This is a genomic window from Streptomyces sp. HUAS CB01 (assembly GCF_030406905.1).
GTDB classification, from domain to species: domain Bacteria; phylum Actinomycetota; class Actinomycetes; order Streptomycetales; family Streptomycetaceae; genus Streptomyces; species Streptomyces chengbuensis.
This window is the reverse complement of record NZ_CP129137.1, coordinates 7,827,663-7,847,125: the sequence shown is the minus strand read 5'-3', so window position 1 is coordinate 7,847,125 and position 19,463 is coordinate 7,827,663. Positions and strand designations below refer to the sequence as shown.

The window sequence follows — 19,463 nt, the reverse complement described above, 5'->3', positions numbered from 1 at the left end:
CTCAAAGCCAAGATTGCAGGACAAGGTATGGTCAACGCAAGGGGATTCCGAACGGAGGGCTATGGATCACATCGATCGCGTCCTGCTGACGCAGCTCCAGCAGGACGCCACCCAGTCCTACGCCGCGCTGGGCCGGGCCGCCGGCCTCTCGGCCGGCGCCGCTCACGAACGTGTGCGCAAGTTGCGGGAGCGAGGCGTCATCCGGCGCACCACCGTCGAGACGGACCCGGCCGCGCTGGGCGGCGCAGTGCTGGCCTATGTGATGGTCGACTCGACTTCCTGGATGGGTGATGCGGCGCAGGACTTCGCCGCGCTCCCCGAAATCCTGGAGGCGCACATCATCGCGGGCAGCGCCTCGGTGCTGGTGAAGGTTAGGACCGCATCCACCGAGCAACTGCAGGATGTGTTGCGCCGGATCTACGCCATCGAGGGGGTCAGCAGGACGCAGGCCACGGTGGTCCTTGAGACCTTCTTCGAGCGGCCGCTCTCGCCGCAGACCCCCGAGCAGACGTGATCGAGCACTTCATCGGACGCTCCCCCTATCCCGCGGCCCCTGACATCTGCCGCAGCGACATGCACGGTCGCTGCTTCAGCGTCAACCCCCGAGGAACTTCCGGGCCCGACCACTTAGCTACAGCCCGCTCGGAGTGCTCGTTCTGCTGGTGATGGCGCCGTTCATGGCCGCGGCCGGAGCTGTTCTCGGCGCTCTGCTGTCGATCGGTGCGGTAATGCCGCTCCTGGCGGTGGCCGGACGGCTGGGACGCCGGCTCTCGGGACACCAGGCGTGGTGGTGGGTCCCGGCGGTGGCGGCCGCCGGAACTGCCCCGCCGGCCCCGGCGGTGGCGGTGCTCGCGGAGGCCGGTGTCCTGGCCGGCCTGGGCGGATGGCTCACCGCGACGGCGGCGCTCACCGTCACGGCGCTGGTCGCCCGCAGGCTGCTGCTGCCGGACCGGCCACGGCTCTCCGGCGTGGCGATGTTCGGTCGGGTGGCGCTGTACGGGACACTCGCCGTCGTCACACCGGTATGGTCGCCGGCATCGCCCTGTACGCCGGAATCGGATACGAACCTCTGCGGCTGAGCACCGAACAGGTCACCGGGACTTGGTCGGACGGAAAGGGCGGCACGCTCATCCTCACGGCGGATGGCAAGGCAACCGCGCCCCACGTCGAAACGTTCAATATCGACGACTCCTTCGAACCCGTGGTGCACAAGTGCACGGGCGTCGGAACCTGGGAGTACGACCCGGGCGCCGGACCGTGGTCCCAGGAGGTGGATGTCTCCCTCGACGACTGCCCCAGGGACGCCTGGGAGGTCCTCGGGACGCCTGAACACCTGAAGCTGTTCGTCTACATCGGCGACCCCGACAGCTGGGACCTCTACATCCTGCAACGCCGACTCGAGGGGCCCTGAAACAGAGGCCGTTGAGGGTGTCGCGGTCGGCTTGGGTACTCGTTGGCCTGTCCGGGGGAAGCGGAACCCTCGGCGGTGGGGAAGATCTGCCAGGCAGGGTCCGAGGGCTGTGCGCGTGCCCCGCTCCCGATGCCCGTACATGTGTCATCCGCACGTCGGGCACGGCGCACTGCTCGGTGTTCGCCGGATGCGGGGGAACACGAGCGACCGAACGCAGGGCGCCGCACGGCCTCGCGGTGCACGGGCGATCGACACCCGGTGGCAGGCCCAACGCCAGGCTTCGCGTTCCCCTTCTCCGGTCGAGGGGAACCCGTCAGTCGGAGGGACGGTCCTCCGCCGGCCGACTGTTGGAGGAACGTGCTCCGCGTTCGCTCGTCTGCTGTCACCGTGGACATAATTCGGCTGTGAACCTGAGACCAGAGCTGGTGCCCCCGCCCGTGAGCCGGCAACGGCTGGATGAGTTGAGCTGCGAGATCAAGCGGATCGCCGACCTGGTGACCGGCCGTACCGGGGACGGAGACGAGGCGATCCGGGCCTTCAACGCGATGACCGGCCACGATTACCGGGCCCTCGACTTCGCCGAGTACGACGCAGGCAGGAGCCTGGAGGAGTTCGCCAGAGAGGCGGCACGGCCCGCTCGGCCCCGGGTTCCGGACATCACGCGGGGTGAGCTCGCCGAGATCGTCCGCAGAGTGCTCGCGGCCGACCCGGAGAGCGACTACTACCTGCTGCTCCTCGAAGCGAACGTGCTGCGACCCGGGGTCAGTGGTCTGATCTTCTCTCCCCTCCTCCAGGATGCATCTGCCGAGGAGATCGTCGACGAGGCCCTGAAGTACCGGCCGATCGCACTCTGATCGAGGAACGCGGGGCTGTCTCCGGTCCTGGCAGCAGGCGTTCGGAATCCGGGAGCCTCGACAGCGGTCAAGACTCGCGGACCGGACAACCCGCCCGCCCCGGGCTCCACTTCACCGACGCGGCCGCGCAGTGGTCCTCAGCGCCCTTGTCCGATGCGGTGTCCTGAGCGACAGGCAAGCGTTCGCCAGCCGCGGGAACGCTTTCACGCGGGCTGTCCGGAAGCTTCGAGCGGGCTGTCCTGGCCGGAGTCGGTCCACGCGGCCCTGCGCTGCTGCATCCTGGTCAGCCTGCGTACGACGACGATGGCCATCACGGCGGCGCCGACGTCGAGGACGTCGGCGACCATCAGCAGCCCCACTGCCTGCTTGATCGCGTCCGCCTCGTCGGCCCGGACGAGGTAGCGGGAGGCCAGATTGCCCAGCGTGACGTCGCAGATCCACACCGTCCACCAGACATTGACGATGGTGACCGGCGTGCGTGGCGCATCGGGGACATCGCGCCGGAGCTCACTCGCCGTCCAGATGTCCAGGGTGATGCGGCGCGGGAACCACAGGGAGACGACCGGTACGATCCAGCCCCACACCGCCCAGCCCGGCGACTTCCTGTGCACCTCGGGCGCGAAGAGCTGGGCGTTCTCCCGCATCTGCCGGAACCAGACGATGAACACGATCCCGCAGACCAGGAAGGTCACGGTCTGGACGACGCCCGAGAGTCTGTAGAGGCGTTCGACCCGCTCGAACTCCTCGAGGGCGGTCGGGATCCCCTCCTCTCCGAGGCCGCTCCAGAGGCCGTAGTACTGCCGGCCGACGCCGAGCGAGAACACGTCGGCCAGCACAGCGAGGCCGAGCAGCACGCAGGTCGCCGCAGCGAGCCCGGTCGGAACCGGCACGCGGAACTCAGGTCTGGGTGTAAACATGGGCAACGTGGACATGACAGACAACCCCCCACAGGTGTACGACGTCCACCACCTGCGGCGGGCGCTCGCGGACCGTACGTGGGCAAGAGGCAGGTTGTCCACAGAGTTTGTCCGCGGACATGGTGGCAAGGGCCCAGCCACGCGATCTCGCCGCCGGTCGAAGTCGGTCGGGTCGTCCCGGACCGCCTCGGCGACCACCTGGAGTTGCTCTGCCGTTGGTCCTGGAGCGTCCCGCCACCGCAGTGCCGCGGGGCGCAGCCGCACCCTCGCCGGCAGTCCGAGGGCAAGCAGTCCGGACTGCTCCAGCCGGACCGCCGCGACCTCACCGCGCGCTGGGGAAGCGCTCGGTGTGCAGGCGGGTGGCCACCCGCAGAGCACCGTCCTCGTGGACACGCTGCCGCCGTCAGGCCACGACGAGAGCGACCAAGGCAGCCCCGGCGACCACGCCGAAGGCCGGCTTCACCAGATCGGGAAGCGTCTGGGGTCGATACGGCGCTCGGGCCTCGGTCAGTTGGCATCGAGCAGGTCCCCTCCTGTGGAGGACACTCCCGTGGCCACGAGGATCGCGGCTTCGACGGTCAGGGCAGTACGGCGCCGACCGGTCAGAGGCACGACCGGTCAGACGTCCTCTCACGCATCACCAGGACAGTGCAGATCTGCCATCGGTTGCGTCCCCTCTTCCCCCAGCAGCCGCCCAAGGACACAGCCACGACTGAGCAAGAGCTCCCCCACTCCGGTGGTACCGGCGTTCCCGAGCACCGGCTGGGATTCACTCGGGGCAGCCGGGGCGGGCAGCCCCGGAAACGAGGCCGGTGCGAGCTCAGTGTCCCTGCCCGGTCCGGCGGCGGGGGCGCTGTCCGCCCCGCCTGGGCCGCCGCCGCACGGCATCGGATTCGGGACCGGCAGCACCGGGCGAGGAGAATCCTCCCGGCACCGGGGAGGGGGTCCGGGCGGCGGGAACCTCGGGCGCGCTCGGCGAGGCCGCGGCGGCGGGGCGGGGCCGGGCGGCGCCGGCGATGACGGTGGCGTGCGGGAGCAGCGGGGCGCAGCTTGCGCACACCTCGGCAACGCTCCACACCCGCCCGACGGTCGGGTCGTGGCGCAGGATCATGACCACGGATCCGGCGCACTGCACGCGGGTGTCCTGGTGTGCGCCGCACTGCTCGGCACGGCAGTGGCATGACGCGTTCGGACGGACGGTCGCGGCGCGGGCGTGGGCGGCGGCGTGCCGGGCGGCGAACGCGCGCAAGCTCGCGAGGTCCTTGGACCGGGGCGGCATCCGGCACGCGGCGGTACTGCAGGAGACCGTGGCGGAGTGATCCGCGTGGCCCATCAGCCGGACCGTCCAGGACCGTCCGGGCACGCGCGCGGTGGAGGTTTCGCTGTAGGCGGTGGTCACAGGCACAGGCCGTCCGTTCGTGTTGATCAACAGGTGCAGGGCTCCACTATGAGCTACCCGGGCTCGGGGTGGCCCGCACATTTCCCTGCGGCTTCCCGGGAGTCCGGTTCCGGACTACGCCGGTTCCACCAGAACCGCCGGCAGGGTGCCTCTGACGATGGGGCCCTGTGGCAGCGAGAGCCCGAAGTATCGTTCCACGATGCCCAGCGCGGTGCGGTGCACCTCCCTGTTGTCCCGCTCCGGGTCCGGGAGGCCGGCAGCGGTCAGCAACTCCTGCAAGGGGGCGGCCGTCGCGGGGTCGCCTTCTACGCCCTGACAGCCCCACGAGGCGTCCAGATGCAGATTGCAGGCACTCAGCAGGCGGCCGTCGTGAAAGTACGCGAACTGCGGCGGCACGGGCTTGCCGTTCTCCTCCTCGTACTCCAGGAGGCAGACGTGCGCACCACCGCGCGACACGGGGGTCAGGGGGCCGAACTCCCCCTGCCAGCCGCCGTACGCGACCGCGTATGCCCAGTCACCGGCGCTGCCGAGGCGCAGGCCGATGCCGTCGGAGGAATCGCCGTAGGTGTCGTCCATGAGCTCCAGAAGAGACTCTCCCGTGTGGGCCCCCACTTCCACGACGAGGTGCTCCCCGTCGTACGACACGGTCTCCGCGAGGCGGCCGGCGAGCTCTTGCGGGGAGAGTCCGCGGGCGAGCACCACGCGGTAGCCCCCGAAGGCGATGGATCGCGGCGCGGCGAGCCAGGTCGTTCCGTCTGTCATGACTCCTATCCTGACTGGCCCCTCTGACAACGCGGGCGGCGCCCGCGGGCTGGTCACCGCGGGCCCGGACGACGGCGCCTCGTTCCTCCGAGTGCGTGCGTGGGAGGCGCGAGGATCTCGGGTTCCCGCCGGCGTCCGCGCTCGTCCGTGCTTCCGGCCGCGTCCTGGACGGTCCGACCGGGGGCAGGGCTTGGCTCTTGCGTATGGTCCGGGTCGGCGGGACGGCGCTGAAGGAGCCGGGCGCCGGCCGGTGGTGTCGGACTCCTCCGTATGCTCAAGGCTCTCATCGTCAGGGGCAGGGGATCGTGAAGAGCGGCAGATGTGGGCGGATCGCGGCAACGGCGGCGATGGCAGCGGTGGTGTTGCTGGCGGGGTGCGGCGGGGGTGGCGGGATCACTCGCGCCCAGGGAGACGGTGGCGCCGCGGGGCCCGCTCGGGCCACGGCCTCGCCTGTGACCGGCGCGGCCCTGTCGGCCGTGCTGAGTGAGAAGCAGGTGGCCGGGGCTCTGCCAGAGGGTGCGGCTGTTTCCGGCCTGAAGAACGGGATGCGGAGTGTCATCCCTTCACGGGACCCGGGTACCGGGGCGTGCGTTGCGGGTGAGGACGAGGCGCTGTGCGCCGGTGCGATGACGACGGGGGCGTCCGTTTTCGTGACACGGGGCGAGGCGAACGTGAATTTCGCCCTCACCGCCTACCGGGACCGCAAGGCCGCTGCAGCCGCGTACGCGCTGGTTCTGAAACGGGATCAGGCTGACCGTGCGCAGCGGGACGTCGCCCTCGGGGCGGTCGGTGAGCGTCGTCATGGCCGCCTCGGCACGTTCGAGACCACGGGGGATCCGCACGCGAGGGCGACGGTGCTGGTGGGCACGACGGTGCTGTCGATCGATGCGTTCGGCAAGGCGACGTACGTGAGCGGCGAGCGACTCGCCGCCTACGCCACGATGTTCGTCAAACGGTCCGAGCAGGCGCTGCAACACGCCGCCGAGGCGGGACCCTGAGGGCGCGTGGGCGATCGCCCGGGGCGGCCTCACCGTGGCCCGGTGACCGAGGAGGCAGGAACTCGGCAAGCGCGGCGAGATCCTTTACGGGTCTGTCCTCAGCGCCGGGCAGTCGGGGGGCGCTCACGCGAGGAAGCCTCTCTGCTCGCCGCTTCCGCCGAGTTGCGAACGGCGCGGCGCTGCGCGATCCGGCCCGTGAACTTCCGGACCCGTCCGCTGCTCCCCCGCGCCCCGGCGTCCGCCCGATGGGCATTCCCACGGAACGGTCGCTCCCTGCTTCCCGCCCGACGGTCCGGCGGTCCTTCTGCTTCCCCGGTCGGCCGCGACGGCGGCAAGCCTGCGGTTTCGCCGGACGGCCGGTCAGGTTCCCCGTGCCGGGACCGCGGGCGTACGTGCCGCCCGGTCCGCCCGCACGACCCTGTCGAGCGGGCGCAGCACGCACTGCTGGAGCAGCAGCGACGGGCTGATCAGGGTCGACCCGACCTCGTGTCCCTCCTTGACGCAGGTGTACGGCGAGCTGAGCACGACGGGGTCGTCGCCCACCGCCACGACCTGTGCGGCGAGTGCCGACTTCCGTGCGCACACCACGGCCGGGCCGCGGATCTCGTCGGTGAGCCGTCCTCGCCGGATCCGGCGTACCCAGAGCAGTTCCAGCACCAGCAGTCCGCGTACCGACCAGCCGCCGACCGGGCTGCCCAGCAGCCAGCCGTCGTCCGACCGCTCCAGCAGTTCCGCCGGCGGATGCGTGCCCGGGGAGACCTCCAGCACACTGCACCGCGGCAGCACCGCCCCCGCCGGGCCCCGCCCGTGGCCCGTGCTCCGGCCGCCGCTCAGGTGGCGTGTCGCGCGGTCGGTCAGCAGTCCCGTCCACCGCCCGTCCGTCAGCAGCGCGACCGTCCGTGCGCGAGTCCCCTCGTCGTCCCGCCGGTAACTGCCCGCGTACGGGCGGGTCGCCGGCCGGTCGTGGACCGTCAGCGGGGCCGGGGTCCACCGGTCGCCCAGTCCGCGGTCCGCCCCGCCGGACAGCGCGGCCAGGTAGTTGTCCGCCTCGCTGGTGTGCCCGAAGCACTCGTGCACGAACACCCCCGCCGCCGCCGGTGACAGCACCGCCGGCCCCACCAGCGGTGCGTCCCCGACCGGTGTCCGGCGTGCCAGCAGCTCCCGGTCGTCCAGCAACCGGCACACTCCCCGGGGGAGTTCCGCCAGCACGAAAGCCGTGTCGTAGGCGGCCACGCCCCACTGCGGGGTGTGCCCGTGTGCCGCGGGGCCGAGCCGGACATGGACCCGCACCAGCCCGTCGGGCTGCTCCCGCCGCGACAGCGATGCTGCCGGACCCAGCTCCTGGGCCGCGTCGGCCAGCGCCGCCGACAGCCCGTCAGCCACCGGTCAGCCGGGCGATCGCGGCCCGGCAGCCGGCCAGCAGCTGGGCCCCGGCGGGTGTCGGGTCCGCCACCTCCAGCAGGTTCTTCTCCGCCGCCAGCAGCTGTCCGGCCTTCTCCTGGCGGTAACGCTCCAGCCGGTCCCGTTCGACCGGGTCCTCCTCCACCTGCTGGTGCCTCCCCGCCGCCCAGGCGTCGTTGATGAACGACAGGATGCCGTGCAAGATGTGCCCGAGCGGCCGTTCCGCGTCGACGAACGGCGAATGGTGCGTGGCCCGCGGGTTGCGCACCAGCGCCACACAGTCCAGCACCCCGCTGAACCGCTGATGGGTGCCCTCGTGCACGAGTGTCTGGGCGAGCATGTACGCCGGGCGCTCACTCGTCAGCACCAGCCCGCGCAGCCCGTGCACGCTGAAGTTCAGCGGGCGCAGTCCCCGGTGCCCGCCCAGGGCCGCGAAGGCCCGGATGTCGCGGGCCGCCATCGCCAGCCCCTCCGGCCACTCCCGCCCCAGCAGATCCGCCGCCTCCTGCAGCCGGGCCGCGAACGCCGCCGCGTCGGCCGCCTCCAGCCGCACCGCCGGTTCGTCGCCCTCCGATGCCCACTCCAGCAGCAGGTCCCCCCGCGCCGGGCCGTCGCCGGTGACCACAGGAGCCGGGCCGTCGGCCGCCGCCAGCCGCACCGAGGCCGGCGCGGCGTCCGGATCGTACGCCAGGGCCCGCGCCAGCAGCCGCAGCAGCGGCTCCGGCTCCACCGCACCGCTCTCGGCCCGCCACACCCAGCCCGTCACCTCCGGACGCAGCGCCCAGAGCAGCGCCGCGTCCACGTCCATCGCGTCAAGGAGCCCGCGGACCCGGGCCAGCGCCGGATCCGCCCGGTGGCCCTCGTCGAGCCGCTGCACCGCCCGCAGCACCCGCACCAGGTACTGCCGGGCCACCACCCGGTGGAGCTGCTCGTTGGCCGCGACCGCCGCCGCGTCCTCGGCCAGCACGATCAGCGAGAGGTCAGGCAGCCCCGCCGCCGACCGGTCCGCCTTCAGATCCTTCACCCGCATGTCCGTCCCCTCCCTCTCGGTGGTCCCCGCCCTCTTCCCGCACCTCCCGCAGCGCCCGCAGCAGCGCCCGGTCCAACCGGTCCGTGTCCGGCCCGTCCGTCGGCAGCGGCTCCCACCACTCCCGCTGCTCGGACAGCCGGCGCACCAACGGCCGCAGATACCGGCCGAGCGCGCTTTCGGCGTTGCACGAGAACGAGACGCTCACCGAGCCGGGCTCCGCGCCCGTGCCGGGCCCCGGCGGTGTCTCCACCCCCTCGTGCGGGGCGAACACCGGCAGGTACAGCACGTCGCCGGCCTCGAGCCGCACCCGGAACGGTTCCGACGGCAGCCGCCCCGTGGGGACGAACCCCTTCGTCTCCAGCATCCGTTTGCGCTGCCGCGCCTCGGAGGTGTGCGCGGGCAGCCCCACCAGCCAGTCCTTGGCCCCCTGCTGCTGCACGACGAAGTTGTCGCTGTGGTCGAAGTGGCAGCCGATGCCCGCGCCGCGGCCCCGGGTCACCGACAGGTCGGCGGTGCACTCGGCCCAGCCGAACCGGTCCGCCAGCACCGTGCACGCCGCACGGAGCACCGGCATCACGTGCTGGGCCTGGTTGACGAAGAGCACCTGCCCGTCGTCGCTCCGGTGCACCGCCGCCTGCCCGTGGCCCGTCGCGGCGAGCCGCTCCTCCAGCTCGGCGACCTGTGCCCAGTCGAGGGCGGGGGCCAGGAAGTCCGCTCCGCGGCCCCGCCACACCACCGGCCGGCGCCGCCAGCACTCACGCCGGAACTCCGCCACGTCCAGCACGTCCGTCTCCAGCAGGCCCGGGTTCATCGCAGCCCCCAGTGGTCCAGCCGGTCCCGTAGTGCGGCCCGGGTCGCGGGGGCCAACGGTCCGTCCCGGCCCGCCAGGACCGCCACCAGCCCCTCGAACACGGGCCGGGTGGCACGCCCGATGATGCAGCGGCCCGGTGTCGCCAGGTACAGCGTCGGCTCCAGTCCCCACTCCACGGCTGCCTCCCCGTACTCCCGGAACCCGCACTGCACACCGCCGTGCGCGGCGAACCCCGCCAGCCCCACGTCGAATGTCGCCTCCGCGCCGGTGGCCACCGCCTGTGCAACCCCCACCGCCGCCTCGTGGTGCACCAGCGGTTCCACTGCGGCCAGGGGCTCCGCGGACGCGGCGACGAAGCGGTGGAAGCACTCCGGCATGAGCCGTCCGCGGCCGGCCGCCGAGAACGGCACGTCCCGGAAATGGCGGAACTCCACCGATGCGGTGAACCGTTCGGCGAGTTCGTTCGGTGTGAGTCCGGTGCGCTCCCGGATCGCCCGCAGCGACCGTGCGAAGCCGCGGGCCAGCCCCGGGCCCGTCCCGGTGCCCCCGCTCACCACCTCGGAGCGGATGTTGCGTCCGACCAGGGTCAGTTCCCGTACGTCGACCCGGGCGAACGCCGCGGCCAGCGCCGGGTCCAGCCCGAGCGCGGGATGGTGGGGGCCGTGCTCGACGAATGCGCTCCGCGTCTCCTCGTCGTACAGCAACCGGTCCAGCACCCGCAGGATCCGGTCGTGCTCAGCCGACCCGTCGGGCTCCGGCATCCGCTTCCTCCTTCCACGCGCGGACGATCGCGAACAGCCGCTCCGCGTTGGGCCGGGACTTCGGCACGAGCCGCCCCGCCGCGTCGAAGTTCGGGTCCTCGTACGTCACCCCGGTCAGCCGGGGCATCATCGGCAGCAGGTGTTCCAGCAGGGCCAGTTGCTCGTCGAGCAGCACGCCGTGGTGCAGGTCCCGGAACCGCCCCTCGACGATCTGGCAGCCCGACAGGTGCACCTCGTGGCAGCGGTCCAGCGGCAGCGCCTCCACACCCTCGAACATCCGCTTCCCGGTGCGGCCCATCAGCCACTGGTAGGCCAGGACGTGCCCGACGTCGAGGGTGGCCAGCGCGCCGGTCTCCCGGATCACCGTGTCGAAGAACGCGAACGCGTCCAGGGTGCCGACGAGGAAACTGCCGCCCTCGGTGAATCCGGGGAACTCCACCGACAGCGGCGCATCCAGCCGGCGCACCCACTCGCCGACGTGCCCGACACAGCGCCGCAGCCCTTCCGTCGTCAGCACCGGAGGCATCGGATAGGGCAGGCTCCGGCCTCCCAGCGACCAGATGCCCAGGTCCTCGATCACCCACCGGAAGCCGTACCGTTCGATCAGCGCGTTGGTGAACTCCGCCACCGCTTCCTTCTCGTACTCCTCCGGACTGCCGGTGTTGAGCATGGTGTGGTGGAAGGCCCGCGCCCGTCCCGGCCCGAACAGCTCGAACAGCCGGTCGTAGGCGGGGAAGTAGCGTTCCGGCTCCAGTGGGCCGTAGTCGATCGGCTGGAACGCCACGAACATGTAGTCGTAGTCCTGCGCGTGCCGTTGGAGGAAGGCCGCGACCCGGTCGGTGGGCCGTCCCTCGCCGGTCTTCTCGAACCCGATGCGCTCGCCCCAGACCAGGTCCATGCCCAGCCCGAGACCGAGCCGCCCGGAGTCCTCCCCCTTCCCCTCCCCCCGCTCCTCCCGTGCCCGCCGCGCCACTCGTTCCATCAGCCGCCCCCTTCCACTTCCAGCAGGCGTTTCTCCACCATCCTCGAGAGCCACCTGCGCCCGTCAGGCCCGTCCGCCGTGAGCCGCCCGTCCCCGGCGCGCGCCACACCCGGTGGGACCGCGGCCATCCGCGGCCACGCCAGATCGGCCAGGAACCACTGCGTTCGTACGGTGTCCAGCGCCACCCCGAAGCGCGGGCGCACCGGCGTGCCCGCGGCCACCAGGCCGTCCGCATCCGGGCCCGTCCCGGCTGCCACCCGCGGGCGCTGCTCCAGGTCGGGGCGGCTCGTCCGTTCCGCGTCCGGCACGGCCTCGACCGCCATCCGCAGCAGCCGCTGCCTGGCCTCCTCCGTGCCTTGAGGGTCCAGCAGCGCCCCGCCGACCCGGCCGGCGGCGAACGCCAGCCCTTCGTTGGTGACCAGATCCGCGTCCGCGTGCGGGTCGTCCGCCGCGCCCCGCCTGCTCGCCCACAGGTGGCTGCCCGGCTCGGCGACCAGCAACTGCATGGTGTCCAGCCCCATGTCCGCCGGATGCCGCTGGATCACCGCCACGGTGTCCCGGTACGCCCGCTCCGCGTCGGGGTGCGCGAACCCGTCCATGAAGGACAGGTTGGTGGTGATCCCCGCGGCGGTCAGGTTCGCCACCGCCCGCTCCGCGTGCCGCGCGTCCTGGCCCTTGTTCAACGCGTCCAGGACGGGCTGCGCGTCCGTCTCGTACCCGGCCGACATCTGCACGCACCCCAGGGCGTACAGCTCCGCGCAGAACTCCGGGTCGGCCAGCTCCGGTTCCAGCCGGGCCCGGACGCGGAAGGTCAGCGGGGCGCCGCGCGCACGGACCGCGCGCATCACCCGCAGCAGGTGCCGCAGCCCGGTGTTCTCGTCGGTGACCGCCACATCGGTGATGCCCAGCCGGGCCGCCAGTTCGACCAGGTGCCCGGCCGCGACCGCGGGGGACACCTGCTGGAACGCCCGTGCGTCGTGGTAGCGGTTGCCGTAGGAGCAGAAGGTGCACCTGCCCCAGAAGCAGCCGACGGTCAGCCGGTAGGGGAACTGGTGGGCCTGGTTGCTGTAGTCGGCGAAGTCGAACTGCCCGAAGTCGGGCATGGCCTGCTCGTTGAGGACGAACCCGTCGGCCAGCCCGGCGCGCTCGGCCGTCCGCTCGGCCTCCGGCGACGCGCCGTCGAGGATCCGCCCGAGGTAGTCCTCGCCGTGGCCCAGGCACCAGTGGTCGACGGCCCGGGCCGCGGCCACCCGGCGGCGCAGTGCGGCCGCCCACATCTGCACGGTCGGCCCGCCCAGCATGATCCGCAGGTCCGGCCGCTGCTCCTTGAGCAGTCCGCACAGCGCCAGGGTGGGCACCAGCTGGCTGAAGAACGGTACGGAGAATCCGAGCAGTCGCGGTCGGTGCAGGGCCAGCAGCTCGGTCAGCCGCTGCGCCGCCCACTCGGCCGACCAGCCGGACCGCCCGTCCGCGACGAGATCGTCCAGCCGGGACAGCGGGAACGGTCCGGGCAGCATCCAGCCGTCCGCGGTGGCCTGCTGGGTGACGTACCGCACGACGGCGCGGATCGCGACCTCCTGGTCGAAGCCCGAGCTGCGGTCCCGGGAACGATCCAGCAGCCGCTGCCCGTGGCCCTGCCGGTAGCGCTCGCTGATGCGGCGGAAGGCGTCCTTCGCGAAGGCCCCACCGGTTGTCGTGGCAGCCCGGTCCCCGTCCCGCTCCGGGGCGCCGTGGCGCCGCAGCACGGCCGTCCGGTACTCCAGGTTCAGGTCGCAGCAGACCACCCGGTGGCCGCGCTCGGTCCAGGCCGCGGCGAGCTGGGGCAGCGCCAGGTAGGGGAACTGCACGGCCTCGCTGACCGGCGGCATCACCAGCAGGACGTCCGTGGCCGCACCGGGGCTCACTCCCGCCCCCCGTCGTCGGGCCCGGTCCCCGCCGTGGCCACGGCGGGCTCGGTGAGCCGGTCGAGCAGGGCCAGCCGGGCGTCGGCCTCGGCCGCCGCCTCGGTGTCGCCGCAGCTGCGGGCCAGGACCCGCAGCGTCCGCCAGACCCCGGACCGCAGCGGGAGTTCCCCGGCCAGGGCGCGGAGTTCCGCGAAAGCCCGGTCCGGGCCGTCCAGCCGCGCGGTGGCCCGCGCGGACATGATCCGCGCGTGCATGGCCAGGGTGTCGCGGCCGTCGACGGCGACCGCCTCGCGCAGCCATTCCCGGGCAGTGCGGTGGCCGCCCCGGGCGTAGTGCGCGATGCCGATGCGGTACGCCAGCCAGCTCGACCGGTACCCGGCCGCCGCAGCCCGGCGGTGGCACTCCTCGGCCTGCGCCGGGTCGGTGGTGGCCAGTGCCAGGCCGCGCAGGGCGACGGTCACCCCGCCGTCCTCCTCGCCCTGGGGCAGCGGGGCGCCGCGGTGCACGCTCAGCAGCAGGTCCTCGGGCCAGGGCGTGGCCGGCAGGAACGAGGAAGTGCGGGCCCGCAGCCCGAGCCGGGCGGCGACGTCGGTGCCGACTTGCCGGAACTCCCCCGGCAGGAAGCCCGAGCGGGTCGACCAGGTCATCGCCGACAACTCGCCGCCGCAGAGCGCGACCAGAGCCGCCAGCTCGTCGACCGTGTGGTCGGGCCGCCCGTGCTCGTCCATCAGCCAGTCCAGGTCGATGTCGGCCACCACCTCGCCGGACACGTGCACGGCGAGATGGCGGGCCAGCAGGTCGGGCGGGACGATCGCCAGGCTCACCCCGCACAGCCGGACGGTCAGGCAGCAGCCGCTGACCCGCGGGTCGGGCGTCACGCCCCCGGTGGAGATCAGGGAGACGGAGTCCAGCGCGGTCGCCCGCCATTGCGGATGGGAGCCCCAACTGGGCACCCACACCAGGGAAGTGAGACCGCCCGCCAGGGCGGCCGCGGACCAGAAGTCGTCGAGGCCGAAGGCGCCGGGTACACCACGCACCGGAAGCCGGCGCAGGTGTGCGGCCGGGTCCTCGCCGAGGGTGGCGGCGCACCGCAGCGCCTCCTCGCCGCCCGGTGCGAGGGGCTTGAGGTCGAGGTGGCGGTCGAAGCAGACCACGGTGCGGTCCCGGTAGCCGCCCTGCGGCCAGAGGGCCGCCACTTCGCCGTGCTCCTCGAACAGGTCAACGTGTCCCGGCATTCTCGTCCTGTTCCGCGGGGCTGCCCGTCCAGGGCTCCCGCTGCTCCGGTACCCCGTCGTCCGGTGCCGGGGGCTGCCCCGAGCGGAACTCCCGGACGTCCTTGCCCGCCATGGCCAGGACCGTGGTGGCGATGACCAGTCCGCCGGCCCACAGCATGATCGCCTCGGCCTCCGTGAACCGCAGCAGCACGGCCCCGAGCAGCTGGCCCAGGGGCAGCGAGGCGAAGGAGAAGAAGAAGTCCGCGGAGAACGCCCGGCCGTGCAACCGCTCGGGCACCTCCCGGCGCAGCCCGGCCATCTTCACCACGTCGAAGGCCTGCTGGCCGACTCCGCCGACCAGGAACGCGGCCATGAGCACAGGGACCGAGCCGGTCAGGACCGGGCTCAGGGCGGTCAGCCCGAACAGGGCGAGCAGCGCCAGCGAGACAAGGCCGCGGTGGCGCCCGCGGATCCGGCCGCCGAGGAAGGCACCGGCGACCGTGCCGGCCGCGAACGAGCCGAGTACCAGGGCGTAGACGGTGGCGGTGTGCTGCCGTTCGATGACGAGGACGGGCAGGGCGACCATCCAGGGGCCGACCGCGAACAGCACATGGACCACGGCCAGCAGCTGGACCCGTCGGAGCCAGCGGATCCGCCAGAGCACGGCCAGTCCGCCGAGTGCGGACCTCAGCAGCGACTCCTGCCCTGCGTCCGCACCGCCCTCCCCGTCCGCTTCCCGGCCCGTCTCCTGCGCGGGTGCTTCCCCGGCGGTGTCCGAGCCCGCGCCCGTCGCGGGTGCTTCCCCGGCGGTGTCGTCCCGGCCAGCGGCCGCGAATCGGCCGCCGGCCCAGCGGGTGGCGGCTGCCGAGAGCCCGAAGGCCACCGCCGCGGCGAAGGCACCCGCCGACGGGCTGAACACGGCGACGAGGCCCGCAGCGAGAGTGGGGCCGAAGATGCCGGACAGGTTGCGCATGCCTTCGAGGAGGCCGTAGGCGGCGGTGACACGCTCCTCGTCGGCGTCCGAGCCGGCCCCGCCGTCCGGTACCGCGTCGGCGTGCGGCGCCGTCCCGCCGTCCGATTCCGCCGGGCGGGGACCGGATTCAGGACCGCGGGGAAGGATTCGGGGCGCGATGACGAGCAGCGCCGGTTCGCTGACCGCCTCACAGAGTCCGATGACCACCGCCACGACCAGCACCAGCGGATCCAGGTTGCCGTCCCAGAACACCGCAAGGGCCACCAGCGCCGCGACCCGGGTGCCGTCCGCGCAGACCGCCGCGACGACCGGGCTGATCCGGTCCAGCACGGCACCGCTGAACAGCACCACGCCGCCCAGGGCGAGGAACCGCGCCGCGAACGCCGCACCGATCGTTTCCGCCGGAGTTCCCGCCTGCGCCGCGGAAACCACGACGACTATCGGGAAAAGCGCGTCTCCGAGCAGCGAAACCGCCTGCCCGAAACAGAGTGCCGCGAACCGCCTGTGGCCGAGCAGTTGAAGGTAGGTTCTCACCGGAAATGCGGAGCCTTTCACAAGGGCGGGCGGCGGGGGTCGCCGGCCCCGGGCTGAGTGCAGCTCCGGAGCCGGCGCAGTGCAATCAGTTGCGGAAGCGGAAGGCGTGGAACGCCACGCCTTCGTCGAGGTCCTCGGCCTCCAGCACCTCGAGGCTGTCGAGGGACTCGATGTCCTCGATGATGGTCTGCTCGTGGGTGGTTGACTCGCCCATAATTCCTCCGTCCAAGGAAGAGAGAATCGACAGGCGGGTGCCTGACGATTGTGAGCGACAGCGAGTCTATTGAGGCTCACACGCAACGGTAAGGGGCATAATTCGATCTGGCCGGAACGGTTCTGGACACTTAGAAGCGCAACATTCCGTATGTGGGTCCACCTCCCCGGACTTTCGAAAGTCCGCGAATTTTTCCGTGCACCGGACCTCGCAGTGGCCAGATCCGTCCCAGGGTGTTGTGCGCCCCCGTGTCCGAAAGTGCGCCCACGTCCACACCATGCGCCCCGGCACCATGGGCTCGTCCGTCGTGTGCCCGTGAACGCCGCAACTGCCACGGCCTCTTCGACCTCGCGCATGGTTCGACGGTGAGACCTCGCGGGCTTGGATCTGCGTGCGTGCCCACCCAAAGCGACGGCAATGGCGATGGCTGATGCCACCGGCACGCAAGATCCCCCTAGTGTCCTGAGTCGGAGATTCTTCGGCAGTATGTTGCGACTTTGTCGAGGATTTCGTCGGCTGTTTTGGTCCAGGTGAAGGGCCGTGGGTTGGTGTTCCGGTCGGCGAGCCAGGTGCGGATGTCGCGTTCGAGGGCTTGGACGGAGCGGTGGACGCCTCGGCGGAGTTTTTTGGTGGTGAGTTCGGCGAACCACCGCTCCACCAGGTTCAGCCACGAGGATCCGGTCGGTGTGAAGTGCAGGTGGAAGCGCGGATGGGCGGCCAGCCACTTCTTGACGGCCGGCACCTTGTGGGTGACGTAGTTGTCCAGGATCAGGTGCACGTCGAGCTCGCGGGGCACCTCGCGGTCGAGCTTGATCAGGAACTTCTTGAACTCCGTTGCCCGGTGCCGGCGGTGCAGTGAGCCAATGACCTTGCCCGTTGCCGTGTCCAGGGCGGCGAAGAGTGTGGTGGTGCCCGCACGCACGTAGTCGCGGCTGCGGCGCTCAGGCACCCCGGGCATCATCGGCAGAACCGGCTGGGAGCGGTCCAAGGCCTGGATCTGGGACTTCTCGTCCACGCACAGGACCAGTGCCCGCTCCGGCGGATCGAGATACAGCCCCACCACGTCGCGGACCTTGTCCACGAACAGCGGGTCCTTGGACAGCTTGAACGTCTCGGCCCGGTGCGGCTGGAGTCCGAATGCCCGCCAGATCCGGGAGATCGCCGACTGCGACATACCGGTGGACGCGGCCATGGACCGGGTCGACCAGTGAGTGGCATTCTTCGGTGTCTCCTCGAGTGTCTTGACGATCACCCGCTCGACATCAGCGTCGGTGATCTTGCGTAGCACACCCGGTCGCGGTTCGTCGCACAGACCGTCCAGCCGGCGCTCGAGGAAGCGCCGCCGCCAGGTGCGGACCATGTCCGTGGTGATCCGTAACCGCCGGGCGACTTCCGCGATCGCATGCCCTTCGGCACACTCCAACACAATCCGCGAACGCAACGCCAACGACTGGGCACTCGAACGACGACGCACCCACGACTGCACCATCTCCCGCTCGGCATCAGTCAGCACAACCGGCGGAATCTTCGGTCCAGGACAACTCACACCAGACCAACGACAAATCTCCGACTCAGGACACTAGGGACAATCCCGTGGCGCGACCCATCCCGCCTTCACCACACGTTTCGACGACGGCGCGGACGGCCCGGGACCCCGGCCCGACGACCCCTCGCGATGGTCCTGCACCCCCTCCGACCACCTGGCCGCGACGCCCGGCCGCTGTGCGCAGATCCGCCGCACAACCCCGTCGCCGCATGCCGCGTACGGCGACGGGGTTCGGGGTGGCATGTGCGGTCACGGCCCTCATCACGGCGCCCCGGTACTTCGCGGGGCCCATGGCCCCCGTCCCCGGCGCCCCGCTGACACCTCCGCCGGCGAGCAGCCGCACGACGCCGTCCGTACCCACGTCGCCATCCACGCCGTCGGCGTCGACGACCGGCCCGACATCGCCTGCACGAACGTCACCGCCCGAGCCCGGTGCTCCCTCCACCGCAACCAGTGGCGAACCCACCGAACCCCTCAGGCCAAGCAGCCCGGTTCCCACCACCGCGCCATCGGCGGTACCGGCCCCGCAGTCCCGGACGGCGGTGGCGGTGGCGGTGGCGGACACGGCCGAGTACGACGAGAGTCACGGAGTGCGGCGCTCGAGGACAGACCATGACGAACAATCCGAGCGGTCCGGGAAACACGGGCGTCGTACCGCCACGGCCGGAGCCGGCACCACCCGCACATGCCGTCCGGAACGCCCCCGGAGTACCTCGTCACGCACCATCCGCGCGGCTCGCCGCCGCTGTCGCCCCGGCATTCTGATCAGGCCCTGGTGTTCGCCTGTGACTCGCCGCTCTCGGTGCGCAGTTGCTCGTTGATGCGCTGGGCTTCTTCGAGTTGGTCTTCAAGGATGATGATGCGGCAGGCGGCCTCTATGGGGGTGCCGTGGTCGACGAGTTCACGGGCGCGGCCGGCGATGCGCAGTTGGTAGCGGGAGTAGCGGCGGTGACCGCCTTCGGAGCGCAAAGGGGTGATCAGGCGGTGTTCGCCGAGGGCGCGGAGGAAAGCGGGGGTGGTGCCGAGCATCTCGGCGGCCCGGCCCATCGTGTAGGCGGGGTAGGCGTCATCGTCGAGATTGTCGAGGGGCTGGGAACCGGCAGGGGGCATAGACCTCTTCTTTCGGGGACGCGTCGGGGGGCTCGGGCGCCGTGCGGCACCCGAGCCCCGAGCTTTCAACACCATCTACCGGCACACTGCGCCGGCCTTGTTTGTCCGCAGTTCCGCCTGGGAGGACAGCACTGCGGGGATCGCGGATGCGTGACCGGGGACCACCTTCCAATCCGGGGTCTGCGGTACCCGGGCGGACCTCTTCCTCGCCCGGGCGATCCTGATGGCGTTCTGCTCCTTCACCTTCGGTTACTCGGTTGTACTACGGACAACACTGGTACTGCACTCTGCTCGCGACCCTCGGGCCGCACACTTCTTGACCTGCATGCACGGCAGTTCGTCTCTGCCGTGCCCCATCGACTTCCTGAGTACAACGCAAACACTAACCCAGCGAAGAACCAATGTCTACCGCGACCACAACAGATTTTCTCCAAAGCCGGCCGGCGGATGTCTGCCGTGATTGCAGCCGAAAGGGTGGTGTCCCGAGTTCAAGCACGCCAGGCGGGCACCCGCCGAGCCCGGCACCACCGATACAGGCGCAGTCGCAGTGCATGACCGACACGGACACGACGCGCACGCAGACCCCCAGAGCCCTCGTGGTCGCCGAAGGCGACGGTCCCGCCGGTATCGCTCGCGCTGATG

At 71.6% G+C, this 19,463-nt stretch carries 18 protein-coding genes; 5 read left to right on the top strand and 13 right to left on the bottom strand.

Annotation, left to right across the window (positions count from 1 at the left end; translation table 11 throughout):
* Positions 1 to 61 precede the first annotated feature (61 nt).
* The 4 genes from QRN89_RS34325 to QRN89_RS34310 all read left to right on the top strand — a co-directional run bounded on the left by QRN89_RS34325 (position 62) and on the right by QRN89_RS34310 (position 2,265).
* Positions 62 to 514, top strand: coding sequence for an Lrp/AsnC family transcriptional regulator (locus QRN89_RS34325; RefSeq protein WP_290353310.1), 453 nt, complete (start codon positions 62 to 64; stop codon positions 512 to 514).
* A 133-nt stretch (positions 515 to 647) separates the two neighbouring features.
* Positions 648 to 1,079 carry a hypothetical protein gene (locus QRN89_RS34320; RefSeq protein ID WP_290353309.1) on the top strand — a complete coding sequence of 144 codons (432 nt, stop codon included), beginning with the start codon at positions 648 to 650 and terminating at the stop codon, positions 1,077 to 1,079.
* Positions 1,025 to 1,411: a hypothetical protein gene (locus tag QRN89_RS34315; protein ID WP_290353308.1), complete on the top strand. Its 387-nt coding sequence runs from the start codon at positions 1,025 to 1,027 to the stop codon at positions 1,409 to 1,411. Before QRN89_RS34320 ends, QRN89_RS34315 begins: the two co-directional genes overlap by 55 nt.
* A gap of 404 nt (positions 1,412 to 1,815) precedes the next feature.
* Positions 1,816 to 2,265: a bacteriocin immunity protein gene (locus tag QRN89_RS34310; protein WP_290353307.1), complete on the top strand. Its 450-nt coding sequence runs from the start codon at positions 1,816 to 1,818 to the stop codon at positions 2,263 to 2,265.
* A gap of 203 nt (positions 2,266 to 2,468) precedes the next feature.
* Here the strand turns inward: QRN89_RS34310 and QRN89_RS34305 are convergent, their stop codons facing one another.
* Both QRN89_RS34305 and QRN89_RS34300 read right to left on the bottom strand, forming a co-directional pair.
* Entirely contained in the window at positions 2,469 to 3,155 is a 687-nt protein-coding gene (locus QRN89_RS34305) for a DUF4328 domain-containing protein (protein WP_290353306.1), read from the bottom strand.
* Positions 3,156 to 4,695: 1,540 nt separating this feature from the next.
* Complete coding sequence (locus QRN89_RS34300; RefSeq protein WP_290353305.1) at positions 4,696 to 5,343, bottom strand: DUF6461 domain-containing protein; 648 nt, start codon at positions 5,341 to 5,343, stop codon at positions 4,696 to 4,698.
* 452 nt (positions 5,344 to 5,795) lie between these two features.
* Here QRN89_RS34300 and QRN89_RS34295 point away from each other — a divergent pair, with 452 nt between their 5' ends.
* Positions 5,796 to 6,341 carry a hypothetical protein gene (locus QRN89_RS34295; protein ID WP_290353304.1) on the top strand — a complete coding sequence of 182 codons (546 nt, stop codon included), beginning with the start codon at positions 5,796 to 5,798 and terminating at the stop codon, positions 6,339 to 6,341.
* Positions 6,342 to 6,701: 360 nt separating this feature from the next.
* Here QRN89_RS34295 and QRN89_RS34290 read toward each other — a convergent pair whose 3' ends face one another.
* The 11 genes from QRN89_RS34290 to QRN89_RS34240 form a co-directional block, all read right to left on the bottom strand.
* Positions 6,702 to 7,724 (bottom strand): metallopeptidase TldD-related protein, encoded by a 1,023-nt coding sequence (locus QRN89_RS34290; RefSeq protein ID WP_290353303.1) that lies wholly within the window; start codon positions 7,722 to 7,724, stop codon positions 6,702 to 6,704.
* Complete coding sequence (locus QRN89_RS34285; RefSeq protein WP_290353302.1) at positions 7,717 to 8,772, bottom strand: aKG-HExxH-type peptide beta-hydroxylase; 1,056 nt, start codon at positions 8,770 to 8,772, stop codon at positions 7,717 to 7,719. Before QRN89_RS34285 ends, QRN89_RS34290 begins: the two co-directional genes overlap by 8 nt.
* Positions 8,723 to 9,583 (bottom strand): JmjC domain-containing protein, encoded by an 861-nt coding sequence (locus QRN89_RS34280; RefSeq protein ID WP_290353301.1) that lies wholly within the window; start codon positions 9,581 to 9,583, stop codon positions 8,723 to 8,725. Before QRN89_RS34280 ends, QRN89_RS34285 begins: the two co-directional genes overlap by 50 nt.
* On the bottom strand, positions 9,580 to 10,344 hold the full coding sequence (locus QRN89_RS34275) for a hypothetical protein (protein ID WP_290353300.1): 765 nt from the start codon (positions 10,342 to 10,344) through the stop codon (positions 9,580 to 9,582). Before QRN89_RS34275 ends, QRN89_RS34280 begins: the two co-directional genes overlap by 4 nt.
* Complete coding sequence (locus tag QRN89_RS34270) at positions 10,319 to 11,326, bottom strand: multinuclear nonheme iron-dependent oxidase (RefSeq protein WP_290353299.1); 1,008 nt, start codon at positions 11,324 to 11,326, stop codon at positions 10,319 to 10,321. The genes QRN89_RS34275 and QRN89_RS34270 overlap by 26 nt, the downstream gene beginning before the upstream one ends.
* Complete coding sequence (locus QRN89_RS34265; protein ID WP_290353298.1) at positions 11,326 to 13,230, bottom strand: B12-binding domain-containing radical SAM protein; 1,905 nt, start codon at positions 13,228 to 13,230, stop codon at positions 11,326 to 11,328. The genes QRN89_RS34270 and QRN89_RS34265 overlap by 1 nt, the downstream gene beginning before the upstream one ends.
* Complete coding sequence (locus QRN89_RS34260; protein ID WP_290353297.1) at positions 13,227 to 14,465, bottom strand: tetratricopeptide repeat protein; 1,239 nt, start codon at positions 14,463 to 14,465, stop codon at positions 13,227 to 13,229. Before QRN89_RS34260 ends, QRN89_RS34265 begins: the two co-directional genes overlap by 4 nt.
* A complete protein-coding gene (locus tag QRN89_RS34255) occupies positions 14,449 to 15,951 on the bottom strand; it encodes an MFS transporter (RefSeq protein ID WP_290353296.1) in 1,503 nt (500 codons plus the stop codon). Before QRN89_RS34255 ends, QRN89_RS34260 begins: the two co-directional genes overlap by 17 nt.
* 85 nt (positions 15,952 to 16,036) lie before the next feature.
* Positions 16,037 to 16,165 carry a hypothetical protein gene (locus QRN89_RS34250; RefSeq protein ID WP_290353295.1) on the bottom strand — a complete coding sequence of 43 codons (129 nt, stop codon included), beginning with the start codon at positions 16,163 to 16,165 and terminating at the stop codon, positions 16,037 to 16,039.
* Positions 16,166 to 16,619: 454 nt separating this feature from the next.
* Positions 16,620 to 17,654, bottom strand: coding sequence for an IS630 family transposase (locus QRN89_RS34245; protein ID WP_290353969.1), 1,035 nt, complete (start codon positions 17,652 to 17,654; stop codon positions 16,620 to 16,622).
* 822 nt (positions 17,655 to 18,476) lie between these two features.
* Complete coding sequence (locus QRN89_RS34240; RefSeq protein WP_290353294.1) at positions 18,477 to 18,821, bottom strand: MerR family transcriptional regulator; 345 nt, start codon at positions 18,819 to 18,821, stop codon at positions 18,477 to 18,479.
* Between the last annotated feature and the right edge of the window lie 642 nt (positions 18,822 to 19,463).

Bases quoted from the DNA above. Each gene is read 5' to 3' on its own strand.
- QRN89_RS34325 (WP_290353310.1), top strand. From the start codon at position 62: ATGGATCACATCGATCGCGTCCTGCTGACGCAGCTCCAGCAGGACGCC.
- QRN89_RS34315 (WP_290353308.1), top strand. From the start codon at position 1,025: ATGGTCGCCGGCATCGCCCTGTACGCCGGAATCGGATACGAACCTCTG.
- QRN89_RS34300 (WP_290353305.1), bottom strand. From the start codon at position 5,343: ATGACAGACGGAACGACCTGGCTCGCCGCGCCGCGATCCATCGCCTTC.
- QRN89_RS34285 (WP_290353302.1), bottom strand. From the start codon at position 8,772: ATGCGGGTGAAGGATCTGAAGGCGGACCGGTCGGCGGCGGGGCTGCCT.
- QRN89_RS34280 (WP_290353301.1), bottom strand. From the start codon at position 9,583: ATGAACCCGGGCCTGCTGGAGACGGACGTGCTGGACGTGGCGGAGTTC.
- QRN89_RS34275 (WP_290353300.1), bottom strand. From the start codon at position 10,344: ATGCCGGAGCCCGACGGGTCGGCTGAGCACGACCGGATCCTGCGGGTG.
- QRN89_RS34270 (WP_290353299.1), bottom strand. From the start codon at position 11,326: ATGGAACGAGTGGCGCGGCGGGCACGGGAGGAGCGGGGGGAGGGGAAG.
- QRN89_RS34260 (WP_290353297.1), bottom strand. From the start codon at position 14,465: ATGCCGGGACACGTTGACCTGTTCGAGGAGCACGGCGAAGTGGCGGCC.
- QRN89_RS34250 (WP_290353295.1), bottom strand. From the start codon at position 16,165: ATGGGCGAGTCAACCACCCACGAGCAGACCATCATCGAGGACATCGAG.
- QRN89_RS34245 (WP_290353969.1), bottom strand. From the start codon at position 17,654: ATGGTGCAGTCGTGGGTGCGTCGTCGTTCGAGTGCCCAGTCGTTGGCG.
- QRN89_RS34240 (WP_290353294.1), bottom strand. From the start codon at position 18,821: ATGCCCCCTGCCGGTTCCCAGCCCCTCGACAATCTCGACGATGACGCC.